At 69.2% G+C, this 19,483-nt stretch carries 19 protein-coding genes and 1 tRNA gene; 11 read left to right on the top strand and 9 right to left on the bottom strand.

All coding sequences use genetic code 11. The features are described 5' to 3' along the window. Window positions 1–113 precede the first annotated feature (113 nt). Window positions 114–791 (bottom strand): Pr6Pr family membrane protein, encoded by a 678-nt coding sequence (locus ACWAT3_RS14695; RefSeq protein ID WP_460799594.1) that lies wholly within the window; start codon window positions 789–791, stop codon window positions 114–116. Between the two features lie 73 nt (window positions 792–864). On the opposite strand from ACWAT3_RS14695, the gene ACWAT3_RS14690 reads away from it, so the two are divergent. Then, complete coding sequence (locus ACWAT3_RS14690) at window positions 865–1,941, top strand: DNA polymerase IV (RefSeq protein WP_460799593.1); 1,077 nt, start codon at window positions 865–867, stop codon at window positions 1,939–1,941. Window positions 1,942–2,046: 105 nt separating this feature from the next. Next, a complete protein-coding gene (cynS, locus tag ACWAT3_RS14685; RefSeq protein WP_460799592.1) occupies window positions 2,047–2,502 on the top strand; it encodes a cyanase in 456 nt (151 codons plus the stop codon). A gap of 144 nt (window positions 2,503–2,646) precedes the next feature. Here the strand turns inward: cynS and ACWAT3_RS14680 are convergent, their stop codons facing one another. The 5 genes from ACWAT3_RS14680 to ACWAT3_RS14660 form a co-directional block, all read right to left on the bottom strand. Then, window positions 2,647–3,624 (bottom strand): zinc-binding dehydrogenase, encoded by a 978-nt coding sequence (locus ACWAT3_RS14680; protein WP_460799590.1) that lies wholly within the window; start codon window positions 3,622–3,624, stop codon window positions 2,647–2,649. After that, window positions 3,624–4,046, bottom strand: coding sequence for an organic hydroperoxide resistance protein (locus ACWAT3_RS14675; RefSeq protein ID WP_460799588.1), 423 nt, complete (start codon window positions 4,044–4,046; stop codon window positions 3,624–3,626). The genes ACWAT3_RS14680 and ACWAT3_RS14675 overlap by 1 nt, the downstream gene beginning before the upstream one ends. Window positions 4,047–4,066: 20 nt before the next feature. Further along, the gene (locus tag ACWAT3_RS14670; protein WP_460799586.1) at window positions 4,067–4,510 is read right to left on the bottom strand and encodes a MarR family winged helix-turn-helix transcriptional regulator; all 444 of its coding nucleotides are present in this window, start codon (window positions 4,508–4,510) and stop codon (window positions 4,067–4,069) included. A 250-nt stretch (window positions 4,511–4,760) separates the two neighbouring features. Next, window positions 4,761–4,833, bottom strand: a tRNA-Arg gene (locus ACWAT3_RS14665). 16 nt (window positions 4,834–4,849) lie between these two features. After that, window positions 4,850–5,650: an SGNH/GDSL hydrolase family protein gene (locus ACWAT3_RS14660; RefSeq protein WP_460799585.1), complete on the bottom strand. Its 801-nt coding sequence runs from the start codon at window positions 5,648–5,650 to the stop codon at window positions 4,850–4,852. Between the two features lie 70 nt (window positions 5,651–5,720). Here ACWAT3_RS14660 and argS point away from each other — a divergent pair, with 70 nt between their 5' ends. Together argS and ACWAT3_RS14650 are read left to right on the top strand one after the other, a co-directional pair. Further along, window positions 5,721–7,385: an arginine--tRNA ligase gene (gene argS / locus ACWAT3_RS14655; protein ID WP_460799583.1), complete on the top strand. Its 1,665-nt coding sequence runs from the start codon at window positions 5,721–5,723 to the stop codon at window positions 7,383–7,385. Window positions 7,386–7,410: 25 nt separating this feature from the next. Next, window positions 7,411–8,253 carry a DUF2993 domain-containing protein gene (locus tag ACWAT3_RS14650; RefSeq protein WP_460799582.1) on the top strand — a complete coding sequence of 281 codons (843 nt, stop codon included), beginning with the start codon at window positions 7,411–7,413 and terminating at the stop codon, window positions 8,251–8,253. Between the two features lie 4 nt (window positions 8,254–8,257). Here ACWAT3_RS14650 and ACWAT3_RS14645 read toward each other — a convergent pair whose 3' ends face one another. Continuing rightward, window positions 8,258–9,343: a YihY/virulence factor BrkB family protein gene (locus ACWAT3_RS14645; RefSeq protein ID WP_460799580.1), complete on the bottom strand. Its 1,086-nt coding sequence runs from the start codon at window positions 9,341–9,343 to the stop codon at window positions 8,258–8,260. Window positions 9,344–9,526: 183 nt separating this feature from the next. On the opposite strand from ACWAT3_RS14645, the gene lysA reads away from it, so the two are divergent. The 6 genes from lysA (at window position 9,527) to ACWAT3_RS14615 (ending at window position 16,879) form a co-directional block, all read left to right on the top strand. Then, window positions 9,527–10,966, top strand: coding sequence for a diaminopimelate decarboxylase (gene lysA / locus ACWAT3_RS14640; RefSeq protein WP_460799579.1), 1,440 nt, complete (start codon window positions 9,527–9,529; stop codon window positions 10,964–10,966). Next, entirely contained in the window at window positions 10,963–12,279 is a 1,317-nt protein-coding gene (locus tag ACWAT3_RS14635; RefSeq protein WP_460799577.1) for a homoserine dehydrogenase, read from the top strand. The genes lysA and ACWAT3_RS14635 overlap by 4 nt, the downstream gene beginning before the upstream one ends. A 1-nt stretch (window position 12,280) precedes the next feature. Beyond that, window positions 12,281–13,201: a homoserine kinase gene (thrB, locus tag ACWAT3_RS14630; protein WP_460799576.1), complete on the top strand. Its 921-nt coding sequence runs from the start codon at window positions 12,281–12,283 to the stop codon at window positions 13,199–13,201. Between the two features lie 163 nt (window positions 13,202–13,364). After that, complete coding sequence (rho, locus tag ACWAT3_RS14625; protein ID WP_460799575.1) at window positions 13,365–15,329, top strand: transcription termination factor Rho; 1,965 nt, start codon at window positions 13,365–13,367, stop codon at window positions 15,327–15,329. An 18-nt stretch (window positions 15,330–15,347) separates the two neighbouring features. Then, on the top strand, window positions 15,348–16,427 hold the full coding sequence (gene prfA / locus ACWAT3_RS14620; RefSeq protein ID WP_460799573.1) for a peptide chain release factor 1: 1,080 nt from the start codon (window positions 15,348–15,350) through the stop codon (window positions 16,425–16,427). A 47-nt stretch (window positions 16,428–16,474) separates the two neighbouring features. Beyond that, window positions 16,475–16,879 (top strand): hypothetical protein, encoded by a 405-nt coding sequence (locus tag ACWAT3_RS14615; RefSeq protein ID WP_460799571.1) that lies wholly within the window; start codon window positions 16,475–16,477, stop codon window positions 16,877–16,879. A gap of 60 nt (window positions 16,880–16,939) precedes the next feature. On the opposite strand, the gene epsC is transcribed toward ACWAT3_RS14615, so the two are convergent. Further along, window positions 16,940–17,542, bottom strand: a complete 603-nt coding sequence (gene epsC, locus ACWAT3_RS14610) for a serine O-acetyltransferase EpsC (RefSeq protein ID WP_460799569.1) — start codon at window positions 17,540–17,542, stop codon at window positions 16,940–16,942. Then, complete coding sequence (cysK, locus tag ACWAT3_RS14605) at window positions 17,542–18,480, bottom strand: cysteine synthase A (protein ID WP_460799568.1); 939 nt, start codon at window positions 18,478–18,480, stop codon at window positions 17,542–17,544. Before cysK ends, epsC begins: the two co-directional genes overlap by 1 nt. Before the next feature lie 97 nt (window positions 18,481–18,577). Between cysK and prmC the strand changes: the two genes are divergently transcribed. Continuing rightward, window positions 18,578–19,435 (top strand): peptide chain release factor N(5)-glutamine methyltransferase, encoded by an 858-nt coding sequence (prmC, locus tag ACWAT3_RS14600; RefSeq protein ID WP_460799566.1) that lies wholly within the window; start codon window positions 18,578–18,580, stop codon window positions 19,433–19,435. Window positions 19,436–19,483: the final 48 nt, after the last annotated feature.

Raw genomic sequence — 19,483 nt, 5'->3', positions numbered from 1 at the left:
CGTCGCGGTGGGGCGCGCATACGCGCATAGGCGCGTTCACGCCACCGCCTGCGTGCGAGGATCAGCGCATCGAGCGACCGACCGGCGAAGCAGAAACGGTGGCGCGGCGACTATCACTGGACATCGCGCATCACCTGCCTTCGGGTCGGTTCGGGGCCGGCTCGGCCTCCTGAAGGGTACACCAGCGCTCGGGCGCGGCTGATCGCCCAGACCACCGCGGCGGCCGCCAGCACCGCGCAGAGCAGTGCGAGGATGTGCAGCCAGAGCGAGGCGGCGCCGCGTTCTGGGAGCAGGAACCCGTAGGGGACCCAGCCGTCCGTGACCCCGCGCAGCAGCACCACGATCAGCCACACCAGGGGATACGGCAGCACGATCCAGATCCGACGCCAGGGGAGCGGCCGGCGATCGGGAGCGAGGACCCAGTCCGCGAGCACGACGATCGGCAGCACGGTATGAAGGGCCGCGCTCACCCAAGCCGGTGCGGAACCCGTCCCAGGCACGAGGACGTTGTAGACCGCGCCGACGATGATGACGTAGGTCGTCACGATGCCGCGGACCGTGAGGAGGACCTCTCCGCTCGGCCGGCGGCGCAGCATGGTGAGCCCGGCGACGATGAGCACGACGGCCGTGCAGAGCGAGGTCTGATTGGTGAAGTAGCCGAAGTAGTCGAACGGGCTGCCGTCGCCGACGGCGATCCGCAGTGCGTACGCGAACAGCAGGGTCCCGATCGTCGTCACGCCGACGATCACGCGCGCGATTCCGACGGCGATGGGCGCGAGGGATGAGGGCACGGCGTCAGCATAGGTGCTGCGCCGTCCGGAAACACCGGGTGACATCCGCACCGACACGCGCCAGACTCGTCGCATGGGCGCCTGGGTGCTGCACGTCGACATGGATCAGTTCATCGCCGCGGTCGAAGTGCTGCGTCGGCCAGAGCTCGCCGGACTGCCGGTCATCGTCGGCGGACGGGGCGATCCGACCGAACGGGCGGTGGTGTCCACGGCATCCTATGAGGCTCGCGCCTTCGGCATCGGCTCAGGGATGCCACTGAAGATCGCCGCGCGGAAGGCGCCGCCGGACGCGGTGTTCCTGCCGGTCGACCATGCAGCCTACGAGCAGGCATCCCACGAGGCGATGGCCGCGCTGCGGGCGCTGCCCGGCGTGGTGCTCGAGGTCATCGGCTGGGACGAGTGCTTCCTCGGCGTCGAGACCGATGATCCGGAAGTGACAGCGCGGCAGGCTCAGGATGCCGTGTTCGACGCGACCAGGCTGCACTGCTCCGTCGGCATCGGCGACAACAAGATCAGAGCCAAGATCGCGACCGAGTTCGGGAAGCCGCGCGGGATGTTCCGGCTGACGCGGGAGAACTGGTTCGACGTGATGGGGGAGAAGCCGACACGGGAGCTGTGGGGAGTCGGGCCCAAGGTGCAGAAGCGCTTGGCAGCGCACGGCATCACGACGGTGCAGGAACTGGCGGATTCCGATGAGGCCGTCGTGGTCGGCGAGTTCGGGCCGAAGATGGGCCTCTGGTATCACGGTCTCGGCTCGGGGATCGGCCCTGCTGTCGTCGACGACACCCCGTGGGTCGCCCGTAGCCACAGCAGGGAGACGACGTTCCAGCAGAACCTCACGAGCCCGGCCGCCGTCGCAGACGCTGTGCGCGAGCTCGCCGGGCAGGCGTTCGACGACTGCGCCGCCGAGGGGCGTCCGGTCATGCGCCTTCACCTGAAAATCCGGTACGCGCCGTTCGAGACGAAGACGTTCGGCCGCATGCTCCCCGCGTTGACCAGCAACCGCGAGGAGGTCGTGACCGCCGCCGTCGCGCTGGCCGAGACGCTCGATGCCGAGCGCGAGGTGCGCCTTCTCGGGGTGCGCGCAGAGATGACGATGCCGGATGCGGGCGACCCTGTCGAGCGCTCTCCCGTGCGCGGCCGGATCTGATGTAACCCGCTCGTGACGTCCGCGATGCGCCGCTGCAACGTGACCTCCCTAGCGTGGCGAGCACACAACGCAGGCGCCGCGCGCGCCGGGAGGAGTCGACACGAGATGATCTCGAAGCAGGATGCCGGCGAACTGATCGAGGAGCGGCGCACCCGGGCCGGACTCAGCTGGCGGACGCTCGCCGACCGGCTCGACGTCCCGCCGGTCTGGCTGGCCGCAGCGACGCTGGGGATGCATCCGCTGACGCCGGGGCAGGCTGAGGAGCTCGGCTACGCGCTCGACCTGGATGACGAGCTGGTCGCCGCCCTCGTTCGGCAGCCCAATCGTGCGCCGGCATCCGAGCTGTCCAGCGACCCGACGATCTACCGTTTCCACGAGCTCGTGCAGGTGTACGGCCCCGCGCTGAAGTCCCTCATCCACGACGAGTTCGGCGACGGCATCATGAGTGCGATCAACTGCAGCATCTCCTTTGATCGGGTGCCTCATCCCGACGGGGACAGGGTCGTGATCACGATCGACGGGAAGTTCCTGCCGTACGCGTGGGTCTCAGGTACCGAGTGATTCGCCTTGCGCGTCCTGCCGAGCGGGCGAGACGCAGGGCAGGACGCTACCCGGAGAACGCCCCGTAGCCCAGGCTGGAAGGCAAACGCCGGCTGTCAGGCGCGACAGCCGGCGTTTGTCTTCCCTGCTGGGGTCAAGAGCCCGTCAGAACTTGAGCAGCACCTTCCCGATGCGCCCGGCGGTGCTGCTGGCGCGCACGGCGTCCGCGGCATCCGCGGCGTCGAAGATGCCGGCGACCGGCAGCGTGAGCGTTCCGTCGGTGACGCGCTGGATCAGTTCGCTGAAGAGAGCGCCCTTGGTGGCGGCATCCATCGTCTGACTGACCTTGCTGCCCCAGAAGCCCTTGACCGTCGCCTGCTTGAAGATGACGTCGCCGGAGGCGATCTGCATGACGGGCGAGCTCATCGCTCCGAACGCGACGAGCGTGCCGTTTTCGGCGAGAAGCGACAGCACGTGTCCGGATGCCTCGCCACCGACCGAGTCCACGCCGGCGACGATCGGGGCGCCGCCGGTGAGCTCGGCCGCCTGCGCGCGCCAGTCGTCCTGATCGGTGGAGATGACGTTCTCGATGCCCTGCGAGCGCAGCTCTTCGATGCCATCGGCTCGGCGAACGAGACCGAGGACGTTGACACCGCGAGCCTTGCCGAGCTGAGCGAGCAGGCGTCCGACGGCGCCGTTCGCAGCGTTCTGGACGATCCAGTCGCCTGCACCGACCTCGAGGAACTGCAGCAGGCTGATCGTGCTGAACGGCATCGAGATCAACTGTGCGGCGGCCTCGTCCGGCAGGGACTCCGGTACCGGGATGAGCCCGGCAGCTCCGGCGACGAGGTACTCCGCCCAGGCGCCGAACGCTCCGCCGCTGGCGACGCGCTGGCCGATGGCGAGGTTGTCGACGCCCTCGCCGACGGCGTCGACGACGCCGACGGCCTCGGTGCCCGATGCGGCGGGCAGTTCGGGCTTGAATCCGTAGGAGCCGCGGATGGTCCAGATGTCATGATTGTGGATCGGGGAGAGCAGGATCCGCAGCCGGACCTGTCCTGGACCCGGCTCCGGCAGCGGGCGATCCTCGAGGGCGAGGACGTCCTCCGCCGGGCCGAACGTGTGATGGATGAGAGCGCGCATCAGTCCTCCGAGACCGTGATGGCGACGTCGATGTTTCCGCGCGTCGCGTTCGAGTAGGGGCACACCTGGTGCGCGGCATCCGCCAGCGCCTGAGCCTGATCGTGGGGGAGCTCAGGGATGACGACCTCGAGCTGGACGGCGAGGCCGTATCCGCCGGCGCCGTTCGCGCCGATCTGCACGCGGGCACCGACGGACGAGTCGGTGATCGAGACCTTCTGCGCACGCGCGACGCTCTGCAGTGCGGAGTGGAAGCACGCGGCGTAGCCGGCCGCGAAGAGCTGCTCGGGGTTCGCTCCGTCGCCGGAGCCGCCCATCTCCTTCGGGATGGCGAGGTTCAGGTCGAGGCGGCCTTCGCCGGTGGCGACGCGGCCGTTGCGGCCGGCGCCGGTGGCAACGGCCTCGGCAGTGTACAGGGCTTCCATCGTGTGGATCCTTTCGATTGTCAGTTCTTGGCTGCGGGAGCGCCGGCCTGCAGAAGCGCGGTGAGCTCCTGCAGTTCGGCGATCAGACGGCGGCGGTGGGCATCGTCGCGGATGCCGGCGAGCTCGGCCACCTGCGCACGGATGGGGGCGAGTTCGGCGCGTATCGCGTGACCCTGGTCGGTGAGCTGCACCGTGACCACGCGCTCATCGGCCGTGCTGCGCGTCTTGGTCACCAGCCCTGCCTGCTCGAGGCGACGGACGAGGGGCGAGAGGGTGCCGGAGTCGAGCTGCATGGCGTCGCCGAGCGAGCTGATCGTCTGCTCGCCCTCGTTCCACAGCACGGCGAGCACGAGGTACTGGGGGTAGGTGAGCTTCCAGGGAGCGAGCAGCGTGCGGTACGTCTGGGTCGTCGCGCGCGCCGCCGAGTAGAGGGAGAAGCACACCATGTCGTCCGTGATGCTCATGCAACAATGATTGCACGCAATTGAATTGTGCACAACTTATCGGTCGGACGCGCCCGCTTCAGAGTGCGTTCCAGGCCTGCCGTATCGCGTCGGCGCGAGCTGTCAGGGATGCCGGGTCGGAGTTGGCGAGATCTGCAAGGCCCGTCACGTGCTCATGGAGGACAACGAGCCCGTAGCCGGGGTGCGATCGTGGTTCGCGAAGACGGAGACGTGAAGAGGGCCGTCCGGATGGACGGCCCTCTTCGAAATGTGCCCCCGACAGGAGTCGAACCTGCGACCTACGGTACCGGAAACCGGCGCTCTATCCACTGAGCTACGGAGGCGTACCGAACGACGATATCACTGCTCGGGCACGGTCTCCGACGTCGCCTGCGCTGCCGTGGGCTCTGCGCCGACTTCGCTCAGCGCCTCGACCACCTTCTCCGCCAGGTACCGGTGGCCTTCCGTGGAGGGATGCTTGCGACCGAGATCCACATCGATCACGTCGAGGTAGTTGTCGTCGGTGATCCACCCGCGTTCGATGGGGGAGATGTACCACCAGCCGCGCGCCGCGGCGAGTTCGCCGAGATCGACGTCGATGCGGGCGGTGCCCTCGCCGATCGGCAGCTCATGCGGCGCGGGGCCCAGCACCACGATCGCGGCATCCGGGTAGAGGCCGGTCATCGCGTCCCACGCCGCGTTCACGGCCTCGCGGTAGCCCGTCTCTCCCTGCAGCCGATCGTTGATCGACCCTTGGATGATCACGAGATCAGGGGCCAGCCCCGGATTCAGCGCCGCGATGCGCTCTCCGAAGGCGGGCCCGTCGATGCCCGGCTTGAGATAGCCGCTGCCGCGCACGCCCTTGACCACGGACTCGCCGTTCAGCAGGCCGCCCAGAAGATACGCGTATCCGCTCGTGAACGGGGTCGCGGCCGAGCCGTACGTCCAGGAGTCGCCGAACACCAGGATCACGGGATGCCCCGGCAGTGCGAGCGGTGCAGGCTCCACGACGATCTGCTCGTCTCCGGCGCCGATCGGCGCCGCCTCGGGCAGCGGAGCCCACGGCCGCCACAGCGCCAGAAGCAGGACCGAGAGCGCCACCAGCCCCAGTGCGCCGAGCGCGAGAACGCGCCCTCGATGCGCACGGGAGGCCAGGTTCATGGCATGAGAGTAGATCACGATCGTCCCAACGCAAATTCCGACCCGGTCGGAGCCGTAAACTGGGGTCGCTATGAACCCAGACACCCTCGCCGCAGCCCTCCTCACCGTCGTCACCCCGATCGCGGCTTCGCTGCGCCCGGACGAAGCCCTGAACCTCGTGGCATCCGACATCGTGCTGGAGCGTCCGCGCAACCGCGACCACGGCGACTGGGCATCCAACCTGGCCATGCGGCTCGCGAAGCCGCTCGGAACCAACCCGCGTGCGCTCGCCGAGCAGATCTCCGCGGCGCTCGCCGAGGTCGACGGCATCGCCAGCGCCGAGGTCGCCGGTCCCGGCTTCATCAACATCCGTCTCGAGGCGGGCGCCGCAGGCCTCCTGGCGAAGACGATCGTCGACGCCGGTGCGGCCTATGGCTCCAACGACTCGCAGGCAGGCGTGAGCGTCAACGTCGAGTTCGTCTCGGCCAACCCCACCGGCCCGCTGCACATCGGGCACACCCGCTGGGCTGCGCTCGGCGACTCCATCGTCCGCCTCCTGCTCGCCAGCGGCGCGAATGCGGTGCGCGAGTACTACATCAACGACGCGGGCGCGCAGATGGACCGCTTCGCGCTGTCCATCGTCGCTGCGGCCAAGGGCGAGCCGACCCCGGAGGGCGGCTACCCCGGCGAGTACATCGCGACGCTCGCCGGCCGCGTGCTCGAAGCGCGCCCCGACCTGCTCGGCCTGCCGGAGAACGAGCAGCTCGTCGTGGCGCTCGATCTCGCCTACGAGTACCAGCTCGCCGAGATCAAGAACTCGCTCCAGCAGTTCAACGTGCCGTTCGACGTCTGGTTCTCGGAGCGCACGCTGCATGCGAAGGATGCCGCCGGCTCGAGCCTCATCGACCAGGCCGTCGACCGCCTGCGCGAGCAGGGTCATGTCTTCGACGAGGACGGCGCCGTCTGGGTGCGCACGACCGACTTCGGCGACGATAAGGATCGCGTCATCCGCCGCTCGAACGGCGAGTACACGTACTTCGCCGCCGACGCCGCGTACTACCTGAACAAGGGCGACCGCGGATTCGAGAACAAGATCTACCTGCTGGGCGCCGACCACCACGGCTACGTGCATCGGCTGAAGGCCGTCGCTGGTGCTGCCGGAGACGACCCGGAGAAGAACATCCAGGTGCTGATCGGGCAGTTGGTCTCCATCCGCGGTGCCCGGCTGAGCAAGCGTGCGGGCAACATCATCGAGATGGACGATCTGCGTGCATGGATCGGCACGGATGCGCTGCGCTATGCGCTGGAGCGTTCGCCCGCCGACTCGCCGCTGGACCTGGACCCCGAACTGCTGCAGAAGCGCACCAACGACAACCCCGTCTTCTACGTGCAGTACGCCCACGCCCGCACCCACAACGTCGGTCGCAACGCGGCAGACTCCGGCGTCGACCGCAGCGAGTTCGTTCCGGAGACGCTGACGCACGAGAGCGAGTCGGCGCTCCTGGGTGCGCTGCAGGAGTTCCCGCGCATCGTCGCCTATGCGGCCGAGGTCCGCGAGCCGCATCGCGTCGCCCGCTATCTCGAAGAGCTCGCCGGGCTGTACCACCGCTGGTACGACAACTGCCGTGTCATCCCGCAGGGAGACGACCCGATCGAGAACGTGCACCGTACGCGCCTGTGGCTGAACGATGCGGCAGGACAGGTGCTCCGCAACGGACTCGATCTGCTCGGCGTCTCGGCGCCAGAGCGCATGTAGTCAGAGCGGGCTGCCGAAAGGGATCATGAGCGACGATAACCGCACCGAGCCGTACCCGGACCTCTCGATAGAGCATCCGACCCTCGTGATCCCCGGAAGAGCGGATGCCCAGGCATCCGCCCCGAAGCCGAAGGGCAGGCGGTGGCCGTGGGTCGTGGGCGGCATCGTCGTGCTCCTCATCGTGCTGGTCGTCGCAGCCGAGCTCATCGCGCGTGCGGTGCTCCCCGGCATCGTCCGCGGGATCGTTATCGACGAGCTCGATCTTCCCGCCGACCAGCAGCTCGACGTCCAGACCGAAGGCATCCTCCTGCCGCAGCTGATCTCAGGATCGCTGACGGAGCTGAAGCTCTCGACGGATGCCGTTACGCTCGGCGAGATCACCGGCGCCGTCGACGCCACGGCTCTCGGCGTTCCGCTGCGCGGTGGCGACCTGGAGTCGGCGAGCGGAACCGTCCGCATCGATCAGGAGCAGTTCGAAGCGCTGCTCGGCGACACCGACCTTCCGATCGACTCGCTCGAGTTCGAGGCGCCGGATGTCACGGCGACCGGGTCGGTCCCGATTCTCGGGCTGACGCTGCCGCTGGCACTCACGGCCACGCCTGGCGCCGAAGGGGGCGAACTGACCCTCACTCCGGTCGCGCTGCTCATCGGCGGGATCGAACTCAACGCCGATCAGGTCTCGGATCGCCTCGGCGATCTGGGCGCGCGCCTGACCGAGACGCAGCACATCTGCATCGCGGATCAGCTGCCGGCCGGTCTCACTCTCACGGGCCTGACGATCGAGGGGACGGCGGCGGTCATCGATCTGTCGGTCGCGGGGGGCATCGTCTCGGACACGGCCCTGCAGGAGAACGGCGTCTGCGAGTAGGGCGTCATCCCGAGGAGCGCGCGTCCTCGGTCTTCGCGGCGGCACCGGGGGCGGCCTGAGCGGCATCCCGCGCGGCCTTCAGCGTGGCGACGGCGACGGCGACATCGTGCTCCGCCCGCTGCACGCGGCGCTGGGCGAAGGTACTCGCGCCGAATCGCGCGCTGATCCGGTCCTCGGACTCCTCGATCGCCGTGACGATGTACGCGCAGGCGATCAGGATCACCTGGGTCGAGAAGTTCATCCAGATCAGCAGGGCCAGCAGTGAGGCGAAGGTCGCAAGCAAGGGGTTGGATGCCGCGCCGCCGACGAACAGGGTGGACAGTTCCTGCAGCACGATGAGCCCGACCGCGCCGAGGGCGGCGCCTGACCAGAGAGCGCGAGCGGGGGCACGTCGCCCGGAGAGCAGGACGAAGACTCCGGCCACCAGGCCCGCATCCAATGCGAACACGACGAGGATCGAGACCGCTCGGACGCCCCACGCGGCTGCGACCGAGTCGGTCGGGATGCCGAGCAGCTCCGTCACCCAGGTGACTCCGAGCCCCCCGAGCGCGGTGAGCACCGCTGCGGCCAGGAAAGCGATGGCGATCCCGGCAGCGAGAAGCAGGTTGCGCAGCACGACCCAGACGATGAAGGCATCCGCCATCACCGTGTCGGCAATCGTGCGCACCGCGGTGCGCAACGACCCGACCGCGCCGAGCGCCGCACCCACCAGGGCGACGATCGAGATGATGCTCGCGATCGACAGCCCCACGGGCACGGCGATCTCGTCGGGGTCGGAGATCACGCCGTCCTCGCCGAAGAGACCGGGGATGGCAGCATCCACCGAGGCGATGAGCGCCTGCCACGCCTCTGGGTTGCCGGCGAGCCACACAGCGGCGAGCGAGAAGCCCAGCAGCACGCCGGCGAACACGCTGAACAGTGCGCGATACGTGACACTGTCCGCCAGCATGGCACCGCGCCGTTCGCCGTACAGCAGAACCGCGCGCACGAGCTTGCGCCGAAGGGCCCACGCCGTGACGCGCTCGAGCATCCGCGGCAGGCCGCCCTTCTGCGGCGACGGGGGAGAGGGCTCGTCGTGTGCTGACTCCATGCCGCCAACGTAGGGCACGCACCGCGCTCGATCGAGGGGGCTTGCCCTCATCGGGCAGGATCGACTACAGCCGCGGAACACGGCGTCACCGTGGCGGAGCCGGACGTGCCGTTGCTCTAGAATCGGGGCAACCTCGCCGTGCGTCTCTTCGCCCGAGAAACCCGAACCCACGATTGGTCCGCTGTGCTTCCCCCCGCCGATTCACTCGCCCCCGAATGGCTCCGCATCCCCGAGGATGCCAACGACCTCGCACCAGGTGTGTGGCCGGCATCCGCTGCTCGCGACGATTCAGGTGAGCTCCGCATCGCCGGTCTCGGCGCCGGTGAGCTCGTGCGCACCCACGGCTCGCCGCTCCTCGTGCTCGACGAGGACGAGGTCCGCACCAGGGCGCGCGCATTCCGCGACGCCTTCACCGCAGCCACGGCCGAGCACGGCACCACGGCCCGCGTGTACTACGCGGGCAAGGCGTTCCTGTCGACCGCGGTCGCCCGCTGGGTCACCGACGAAGGCCTGAACGTCGATGTCTGCACGCGCGGCGAGCTCGAGGTCGCCCTCGCGGCCGGAGTGGAGCCGCGGCGCATCGGCTTCCACGGCAACAACAAGTCCGTCTCCGAGCTCGAAAGGGCTGTCGAGGTCGGCGTCGGGACGGTCATCGTCGACAGCCTGATCGAGATCGAGCGGCTCGGCGCGATCACTGCGCGCACCGGCCGGCTCCAGAACGTCCTGATCCGTGTGAACAGCGGTGTCCACGCGGAGACGCACGACTTCCTCGCGACGGCTCATGAGGACCAGAAGTTCGGCTTCGGGTTCCCGGATGCCGAGGTGGCGGTCGCCCGCATCCGCGACCTCGGCGGACTGCGCCTGCTCGGTCTGCACTGCCACATCGGGTCGCAGATCTTCGGCGTCGCGGGCTTCCGGGAATCGGCCTCGCGCGTGCTCGAGCTGCACGAGCGGCTGCGCGCCGGGGGAGAGCTGCCGCTGCTGAACCTGGGCGGTGGCTTCGGCATCGCCTACACGCGTGTGGACGACCCGACACCGATCGCCCTGCTGGCCGCCGAGATCGTGGACGCGGTCGCGGCCGGCTGCGCCGCCCGGGGCATCCCGCTGCCCGAGCTGGCCTTCGAACCCGGCCGCGCCATCGTGGGCACCGCGGGCGTCACCCTGTACGAGATCGGCACCACCAAGGATGTCGCGCTGGACGCCGGAGCACGTCGATACGTGAGCGTCGACGGGGGCATGAGCGACAACGCGCGCACCGCGCTGTACGGCGCGCAGTACTCGGCTCGCCTGGCCTCGCGGGCCGGCGCCGGCGATCCGGTGCTCGTCCGTGTCGTCGGCAAGCACTGCGAGTCCGGCGACATCGTCGTCGACCACGAGTACCTGCCGGGCGATCTGGTCCCCGGAGACCTGCTCGCCGTCCCTGCGACCGGCGCCTACTGCGCGTCGCTGTCCAGCAACTACAACCACGTCCCGCGCCCCGCCGTCGTGGCCGTCTCCGGCGGCGCCTCCCGGGTGATCGTGCGCGGAGAGACGATCGACGACCTGCTTGCTCGGGATGCCGGTGTCACCGGCATCCCGACCGCTGATGGCGGGGCCGCCGGCCCCGCAGAAGGAGAACGATGACCCGCGGCAACGATCCGGAACAGTATCGACGGCTTCGAGTGGCGCTGCTCGGCGCCGGAGCGGTGGGATCGCAGGTCGCGTCCCTGCTGCTGCGGCACGGCGACGAACTGGCCGACCGGGCCGGCGCACGCCTGGAGCTCGCGGGGATCGCCGTGCGCAATCCGGATGCCCAGCGCGACGTCGAGCTGCCGCAGGAGCTCATCACGACGGACGCTGAGAAACTGATCCTCGGCAGCGACATCGTGATCGAGCTGATGGGCGGCATCGAGCCGGCCCGCACCCAGGTCCTCGCGGCGCTGGGCTCCGGCGCCGACGTCGTCACCGCCAACAAGGCGCTGCTCGCCACCCACGGTCCAGAGCTGTTCGAGGCCGCCGACCAGGTCGGCGCCTCCGTCTACTACGAGGCAGCAGCAGCCGGCGCCATCCCGATCATCCGGCCGCTGCGCGACTCGCTTGCCGGCGACCGCGTGGTGCGCATCATGGGCATCGTGAACGGCACCACGAACTACATCCTCGACCGGATGGACACCGAGGGCGCTGACTTCGACGACGTGCTCGCCGACGCGCAGCGGCTGGGATACGCGGAGGCGGACCCGACCGCGGATGTCGAGGGCTTCGACGCCGCGCAGAAGGCCGCGATCCTCGCAAGCCTCGCGTTCCACACGACCGTTCCGCTCGACGCGGTGCACCGCGAGGGCATCACGGGCGTCACCGCGGGGATGATCCAGCAGGCCGCAGCAGCCGGCTACGTCATCAAGCTGCTCGCCGTGTGCGAGCGCATCACCGTCGACGGCGTCGAGTCCATCTCGGTGCGCGTGTACCCCGCGCTCGTCTCCCGCAGCCACCCGCTCGCGTCAGTGCACGGCGCCAACAACGCGGTCTTCGTCGAGGCGGAGGCCGCCGGTTCGCTCATGTTCTACGGCGCAGGCGCTGGCGGCGTGCAGACGGCATCCGCCGTGCTCGGCGATGTTGTCTCGGCCGCACGCCGTCACATCGCCGGTGGCGTCGGCGTCGGGGAATCGACGAGGGCGAACCTGCCGATCGTTCCGATCGGCCACGTCACGACCCGCTACCAGATCACGCTCGAGGTCGAGGACCAGCCCGGCGTGCTCGCGCGCGTGGCCGGCATCCTGAGCGAAGGCGACGTCTCGGTCGCCACCGTCGTGCAGACGGCCGAGGTCGAAGGAACCGCTCGCCTCGTGATCGGCACGCACCGCGCCGCCGAGAGCGCGCTCAGCGCCACGGTCGAGCGTCTGGCTGCGAGCGACGTCGTCAACCACGTCATCGCTGTGCTGCGCGTCGAGGGGGAGTGAGTTGACCGCCATCGTCATCCGCGTCCCCGCGACGAGCGCCAACCTCGGACCTGGATTCGACACGCTCGGCCTCGCGCTGAGCGTCTACGACGAACTCGTCGTCACGCCCCTGCCGGATGATCGGCTGGAGATCGAGGTGTCCGGCACCGGCGCGGACGAGATCGCCAGGGACGAGTCGAACCTCGTCTACCGTTCGATCGCCCACGTCTACGCGGATGCCGGTCTCGACGTGCCCGGCCTGCGGATCGTCGCACGCAACGGCGTGCCGCACGGCCGCGGACTCGGCTCCTCCGGAGCGGCGGTCGTCGCCGGCATCCTGGCGGCGCAGGGGCTGCTCGACGGCGTCGTCGCGTTCGACGACGCCGCGCTGCTGCGCCTGGCCACCGAGCTCGAGGGGCATCCGGACAACGTCGCCCCCGCCCTGTTCGGCGGTCTGACGATCGCCTGGACCGGCGAGGACGGACCGCGGCACAAGAAGCTGCAGGTGCACCGCGGTGTGGCACCGCTCGTCCTCGTGCCCGAGCACACCGTTTCGACGACGCTGGCCCGCTCCCTGCAGCCGACACAGGTGCCCCGCGAGGATGCCGTGTTCAACGTGTCGCGCTCTGCACTGCTGATCGCGGCGCTGACGCAGAGTCCAGAACTGCTGCTGGACGCCACCGCAGACCGGCTGCATCAGGACTACCGTGCCCAGGCGATGCCCGAGACGTACGCGCTCGTGCAGGCGCTGCGCCAGGAGGGCTTCGCCGCCGTCGTCTCGGGGGCAGGCCCGAGCGTGCTCGTGCTGTGCGATGGGCCTGGCAGGCGCCTCGAGGCCGTCGAGGTCGCTCGCCGCGTCACCGACACCCCGTGGGACGCCATCCTGCCGGCGGTCGATGTGCGGGGTGGTACAGTAAAGGAACGAGCGGAGGGGTCCGCGTAGTTTCGTGAATCTGGCCCCCATCGCAATCTGCGAATTCCGTACGTCACCTCCAGAACCTTCATCGTTCTGGCCTACGAGCGCCAAGCGCTCGTGCGTACGAACGTGCACGGCACCCGTCGTGCACGGCTGACGCTCACATCCCACGACATATAAGGGAGTACTCGTGGAGAATTTCTCCGAGACCCAGAACGACCAGCCCGCTGCGGCATCCGCCGCTGTCGAGGCACCCGCGGCTGACGCATCCGCCGCGGCCGAGACCAAGGCTCCGGCGCGCAAGCGCGCTCCGCGTCGCGCGACGACCGCGACCGCCGCAGCCCAGGCGGCAGCGGCCGAAGCGCCCGCCGCGACCGAGGCCGCACCTGCGGCCGAAGCACCGGCAGAGGCTGCCCCCAAGACTCCGCGTCGCACGCGGGCCAAGAAGGCGGATGCCGCGGCATCCGAGACCCCGGCCGCCGACGCGTCGGCCGAAGCCGCTCCGGCTGCGGCCCCGACCGCCGAGGACGAGGCTCCTGCCGCTGCGCCCAAGGGCCGCAAGCGCCCGGCTAAGAAGGCGGCGGCTCCGGCCGAGACGCCGGCCGAGGCATCCGCGGACGCGAAGAGCGACGCGCCGGCTGAGACGCCGAAGAACGACGCGACCGAGAGCACGAAAGACGAGGCCCCGGCCGACGCCCAGAAGCAGAACGGTTCCGAGGCCGACGCCGCAGGCGACAACGGCGAGGAGGGCTCGGCCCGCGGCCGCAACCGCAGTCGCAGCCGCAGCCGTGGCCGTGGCGGCAACGCCCAGAACGGCAACGCACAGAACAACAACGGCCAGAGCAGCAACGGCCAGAACGGCAACGCGCAGGAGCAGGCCTCGGATGACGAGCAGTCGTCCGGCCGCAACCGCCAGCGCAACAAGCGCCGCGGTGCCGCGAACACCACCTCGGACGAGTTCGACACCGAGATCGGCGAGGATGACGTCCTGATCCCGATCGCTGGCATCCTCGACGTCCTCGACAATTACGCGTTCGTGCGCACGTCCGGCTACCTCGCCGGCTCCAGCGACGTCTACGTCTCGCTCGGCCAGGTCAAGAAGTACAACCTGCGCAAGGGGGACGCGGTCGTCGGTGCGATCAAGCAGCCCCGCGAGGGTGAGCAGCAGGGCCGTCAGAAGTACAACGCCCTGGTCAAGGTCGACTCGATCAACGGCCTCTCCGTCGAGGACGCAGCCACGCGTGTCGAGTTCGGCAAGCTCACCCCGCTGTACCCGCAGGAGCGCCTGCGCCTGGAGACGGCTCCCGAGAAGCTGACGCAGCGCATCATCGACCTCGTCGCCCCGATCGGCAAGGGCCAGCGCGGGCTCATCGTCGCGCCGCCCAAGGCGGGCAAGACGATCGTCCTGCAGCAGATCGCGAACGCGATCTCGCAGAACAACCCCGAGGCGCACCTCATGGTCGTCCTCGTGGACGAGCGTCCGGAAGAGGTCACCGACATGCAGCGCTCGGTGAAGGGCGAGGTCATCGCCTCGACCTTCGACCGTCCGGCCGAAGACCACACCACGGTCGCCGAGCTGGCCATCGAGCGCGCCAAGCGTCTCGTCGAGCTGGGGCGCGACGTCGTCGTGCTGCTCGACTCGATCACGCGCCTCGGCCGGGCCTACAACATCGCAGCTCCCGCTTCCGGTCGCGTGCTGACCGGCGGCGTCGACGCCTCGGCGCTGTACCCGCCCAAGCGCTTCTTCGGAGCGGCGCGCAACATCGAGAACGGCGGATCGCTCACGATCCTCGCCACGGCGCTCGTCGAGACGGGCTCCAAGATGGACGAGGTCATCTTCGAGGAGTTCAAGGGCACAGGCAACAGCGAGCTGCGCCTGTCGCGTCAGCTGGCGGACAAGCGCATCTTCCCGGCTGTGGACGTCAACGCGTCCAGCACCCGGCGCGAAGAGATGCTGCTGAGCCCCGACGAGGTCAAGATCACCTGGAAGCTTCGTCGCGCGCTCGCCGGCCTCGACACGCAGCAGGCCCTCGAGGTCGTGCTGGGCAAGCTCAAGGAGACCAACTCCAACGTCGAGTTCCTCGTGCAGATGCAGAAGTCGATCCCGGCACCGGCCACCGGCTCCAGCCACGGGCACGAGAACAACATCCGCTGAGTCCGTCGGGCTGACGAAGTGTTCGAGTCCGTTCAGGCGCTCATCGACGAACACCGCCGGGTGCAGGAGGAGCTCTCCGACCCGGCGGTGCACGCCGACGCCGCACGCGCGAAGCGCGTGAACCGTCGCTACGCCGAGCTGTCCAGGATCGTCGCTGCGCACGAGGCATGGGTCGCGGCATCCGAGGACCTCGAGGCCGCGCGCGAACTCGCCCGGGAGGACGACGCCTTCGCCGCCGAGATCCCCGAGCTCGAGGCGGCCGTCGCGCAGTCCCAGGAGAAGCTGCGACGGCTGCTGATCCCGCGCGACCCCGATGACGCACGCGACGTGATCATGGAGATCAAGGCGGGGGAGGGCGGCGCCGAGAGCGCGCTGTTCGCCGCCGACCTGCTGCGCATGTACGTGCAGTACGCGGCATCCAAGGGGTGGAAGACCGAACTGCTGGAGCGCAACGAATCCGATCTCGGCGGCTACAAGGACGTCCAGGTCGCGATCAAGGGCGCCTCCTCCGACCCCGCACAGGGTGTCTGGGCGAATCTGAAGTACGAGGGGGGAGTGCACCGCGTGCAGCGGGTGCCCGCGACCGAGTCGCAGGGACGCATCCACACCTCCACCACCGGAGTGCTGGTGTTCCCCGAGGTCGACGAGCCCGAGGAGATCCAGATCGATCAGAACGATCTGAAGATCGACGTGTTCCGCTCCTCCGGACCCGGCGGCCAGTCCGTCAACACCACCGATTCTGCCGTGCGCATCACGCACGTCCCGACCGGCATCGTCGTCTCGATGCAGAACGAGAAGTCGCAGCTGCAGAACCGCGAGGCCGCGATGCGCGTCCTCCGTGCGCGACTCCTGGCGAAGCAGCAGGAGGAGCTGGATGCCGTGGCATCCGATGCGCGCAAGTCGCAGATCCGCACCATGGATCGTTCCGAGCGCATCCGCACCTACAACTTCCCGGAGAACCGCATCGCGGATCACCGCACGGGCTTCAAGGCGTACAACCTGGATCAGGTGATGGACGGTGCGCTCGACCCGCTGATCGAGAGCGCGATCCACGCGGACGAGGAAGCGCGTCTGGCCGCCGTCGGCCAGGACTCCTGACGCGCGCCGTGCCTCAGGGACGAACGCCGCGGCGCTAGGCTCGGGGCGTGATCACACATCTGCTGCGAGCCGGCATCTACCTCGTATCCGCCGCCATCGGACTCATCGCCGCGGACCTCATCCTCGAGGACTTCACCATCGTGTGGTCGCGCTGGTGGGGGTTCCTGCTGTGCATCGTGATCTTCGCGCTCGTGCAGACCGTGCTCTCGTGGCTGGCCGAGAAGATCCTGCACCGATTCCTGCCGATTCTGGTCGGCGGCGTCGGCATCCTGTCGACTTTGATCTCGCTGCTGATCGTGGTGCTGCTGCCGATCGAAGGGATCCGTCTTGACGGCTTCGCGGGCTGGATCGCGGGCGGTGTGATCGTCTGGCTGGTCGCAGCGATCGCGATGGTGCTGCTGTCCAAGATCCTGCTCAAGGACAAGACGAAGTCGCAGCACTCGCGGAAGTGACCTCCCCGGCGGCACACGCTGCCGCCGGGTCGGTGGGATGCTCGCTGCGGAGACGGCGGCTCAGATCGAGTACTCGGGCGCCGTCAGCAGCGCGCGGGTGTCCTCGCCTGCGGCGCGGTTGCGTGCCTTGGCCGGAACTCCGACGAGCACCGAGTCAGCCGGAGCGTCACGCGTGACGACGGCGTTCGCCCCGACGACCGAGCGGTCGCCGATCGTGATGGGACCGAGCACCTTCGCGCCGGCGCCGATGGCAACGCCGTCGCCGAGCGTCGGATGCCGTTTGCCCGCGTCCCTGGTCCGTCCGCCGAGCGTGACGCCGTGGTAGAGCATCACGTCGTCGCCGATCTCGGCCGTCTCGCCGATCACGACGCCCATGCCGTGATCGATGAAGAAGCGGCGACCGATTCGGGCCGCCGGATGGATCTCGACGCCGGTGAACCAGCGGCTCAGCTGCGAGCCGAGGCGGGCGGGGAAGCGCAGCCCACGCGTCCACAGCGCGTGGCTGACCCGATGCGCCCAGATCGCGTGCAGACCGGGGTAGAGCAGAGCGATCTCCAGGCCGCTGCGCGCGGCCGGGTCACGCAGCCGGGCGGACGCGACATCCTCGCGCATCCGCCCGGTCCACGATTCGACGGACTCGGAGAGCCGTCTGATACGGCTCATCACTCGTCGCGGAGGTCCTCGAACAGGGCCGTCGACAGGTAGCGCTCACCGGTGTCAGGGATGATCACGACGACCTTCTTGCCGGCGTTCTCGGGACGCGCGGCGACCTGCAGCGCTGCCCATGCTGCCGCACCGCTGGAGATTCCGACCAGCAGGCCCTCCTTCGCGGCGAGTGCGCGCGAGGTGGCGATGGCGTCGTCGAACTCGACCGTGACGACCTCGTCGAACACATCGGTGTCGAGGATCGGCGGGACGAAGTTCGGGCCGATGCCCTGGATCTTGGCCGGGCCGGGGGTGCCCTGCGAGAGCAGCGGCGATGCGGTCGGCTCGACGGCGATGACCTGAACGCCGGGCTTGCGCTGCTTCAGGACCTGGCCGACGCCCGTGATCGTGCCACCGGTGCCGATGCCGGCGACGAAGATGTCGACGTCGCCGTCGGTGTCGCGCCAGATCTCCTCAGCGGTGGTCTCGCGGTGGATCTGCGCGTTCGCCTCATTCTCGAACTGGTGGGCGAGGATCGCTCCCGGCGTCTCCTCGGCGATGCGCTCGGCCTCGGCGACAGCGCCCTTCATGCCGACGGCGGGGTCGGTGAGCACGAGCTCGGCGCCGAACGCCTTCAGAAGCACACGGCGCTCCTTCGACATCGATGCGGGCATCGTCAGGATGACCTTGTAGCCACGGGCTGCGCCCACGAGCGACAGGGCGATTCCGGTGTTGCCGCTGGTGGCCTCGACGATGGTGCCGCCCTGCGTGAGGGATCCATCCTTCTCGGCCGCGTTGATGATCGCGATTCCGAGCCGGTCCTTGACGCTGGATCCGGGGTTGAAGTACTCGAGCTTCGCGAGGACCTCGGAGCTGAGCCCCTCGGTCACGTGGTTCAGCTTGACCAGCGGGGTGTTGCCGAACGCCGTGGTGATGTCGGAGTGGATTCCGGGCATGGAGACGCCTTTCCTGAGCGGGTGACTGTCGTCAGCCTAGGGGAGTGGGATGTCGGCAGGGCATATGTGACTCTCCGTTGCGCCGTACGCTGGAGGGATGCCCGTCTCGATCGCCGCGCTCCTGCGCTCCGTCGCCCAGCAGTTCGCTGAAGCCGGAATCGTCGACCCCGTCGTGGATGCCGAGCTCCTCATCGGCCACGTCACCGGACTCGGCCGCGGCGCCGTGCAGGCGGCGGTGATCCGCGGGGATGCGCTGGACGATGCGGATGCCGAGGCCCTCGCACTGCTCGTCGATCGTCGTGCGGCGCGCGAACCGCTGCAGCACATCACGGGAACTGCCCCGTTCCGGCATCTCGAGCTCGCCGTCGGCCCCGGCGTCTTCGTGCCGCGCCCTGAGACCGAGCAGGTCGCTCAGTTCGCGATCGACGCACTCGTCAATGCGCCGGATGCCGAGCCCATCGGCGTCGACCTCGGCACCGGATCGGGTGCGATCGCGCTCGCTATGGCGACCGAGGTGCCGCATGCACGGGTCTTCGCCGCTGAGCTGTCGCCCGACGCCTACGCATGGGCGGCGCGCAACACGGCATCCGCATCGAACCTGACTCTCATCAACGCCGACCTCGCCGACGCGTTCCGTGAGCTCGACGGGCAGGCCGCCGTGGTGATCTCGAACCCGCCGTACGTCCCCGATGACGCCGTCCCGCGCGACATCGAGGTGCGGCTGTTCGACCCGGCGCTGGCGCTGTACGGCGGGCCGGACGGGCTCGACGTCGTCCGCGTCCTCAGCCGTCGGGCGCAGGAGCTGCTGCGCCAGGGCGGTCTGCTCGTCATCGAGCACGGCGAGCTGCAGGGCGCCGAGATCCGTGCACTGCTCACGGCGGACGGATGGCGTGCCGCCGCGACGCATCCCGACCTCACCCACCGCGACCGTGCGACCACGGCGATCCGACCGTGAGCGTCCGCGTGCCGCCCTTCCCAGACACGTCCGCGTAGAATCGATTCG

The sequence above is a fragment of the Microbacterium sp. GXF0217 genome (assembly GCF_054798195.1).
The sequence above is the reverse complement of the archived record's forward strand: the minus strand, read 5'-3'. Positions and strand labels throughout refer to the sequence as shown.

Bases quoted from the DNA above. Each gene is read 5' to 3' on its own strand.
- ACWAT3_RS14690 (WP_460799593.1), top strand. From the start codon at position 865: ATGGGCGCCTGGGTGCTGCACGTCGACATGGATCAGTTCATCGCCGCG.
- cynS (WP_460799592.1), top strand. From the start codon at position 2,047: ATGATCTCGAAGCAGGATGCCGGCGAACTGATCGAGGAGCGGCGCACC.
- ACWAT3_RS14680 (WP_460799590.1), bottom strand. From the start codon at position 3,624: ATGCGCGCTCTCATCCATCACACGTTCGGCCCGGCGGAGGACGTCCTC.
- ACWAT3_RS14675 (WP_460799588.1), bottom strand. From the start codon at position 4,046: ATGGAAGCCCTGTACACTGCCGAGGCCGTTGCCACCGGCGCCGGCCGC.
- ACWAT3_RS14670 (WP_460799586.1), bottom strand. From the start codon at position 4,510: ATGAGCATCACGGACGACATGGTGTGCTTCTCCCTCTACTCGGCGGCG.
- ACWAT3_RS14660 (WP_460799585.1), bottom strand. From the start codon at position 5,650: ATGAACCTGGCCTCCCGTGCGCATCGAGGGCGCGTTCTCGCGCTCGGC.
- argS (WP_460799583.1), top strand. From the start codon at position 5,721: ATGAACCCAGACACCCTCGCCGCAGCCCTCCTCACCGTCGTCACCCCG.
- ACWAT3_RS14650 (WP_460799582.1), top strand. From the start codon at position 7,411: ATGAGCGACGATAACCGCACCGAGCCGTACCCGGACCTCTCGATAGAG.
- ACWAT3_RS14645 (WP_460799580.1), bottom strand. From the start codon at position 9,343: ATGGAGTCAGCACACGACGAGCCCTCTCCCCCGTCGCCGCAGAAGGGC.
- ACWAT3_RS14635 (WP_460799577.1), top strand. From the start codon at position 10,963: ATGACCCGCGGCAACGATCCGGAACAGTATCGACGGCTTCGAGTGGCG.
- epsC (WP_460799569.1), bottom strand. From the start codon at position 17,542: ATGAGCCGTATCAGACGGCTCTCCGAGTCCGTCGAATCGTGGACCGGG.
- cysK (WP_460799568.1), bottom strand. From the start codon at position 18,480: ATGCCCGGAATCCACTCCGACATCACCACGGCGTTCGGCAACACCCCG.
- prmC (WP_460799566.1), top strand. From the start codon at position 18,578: ATGCCCGTCTCGATCGCCGCGCTCCTGCGCTCCGTCGCCCAGCAGTTC.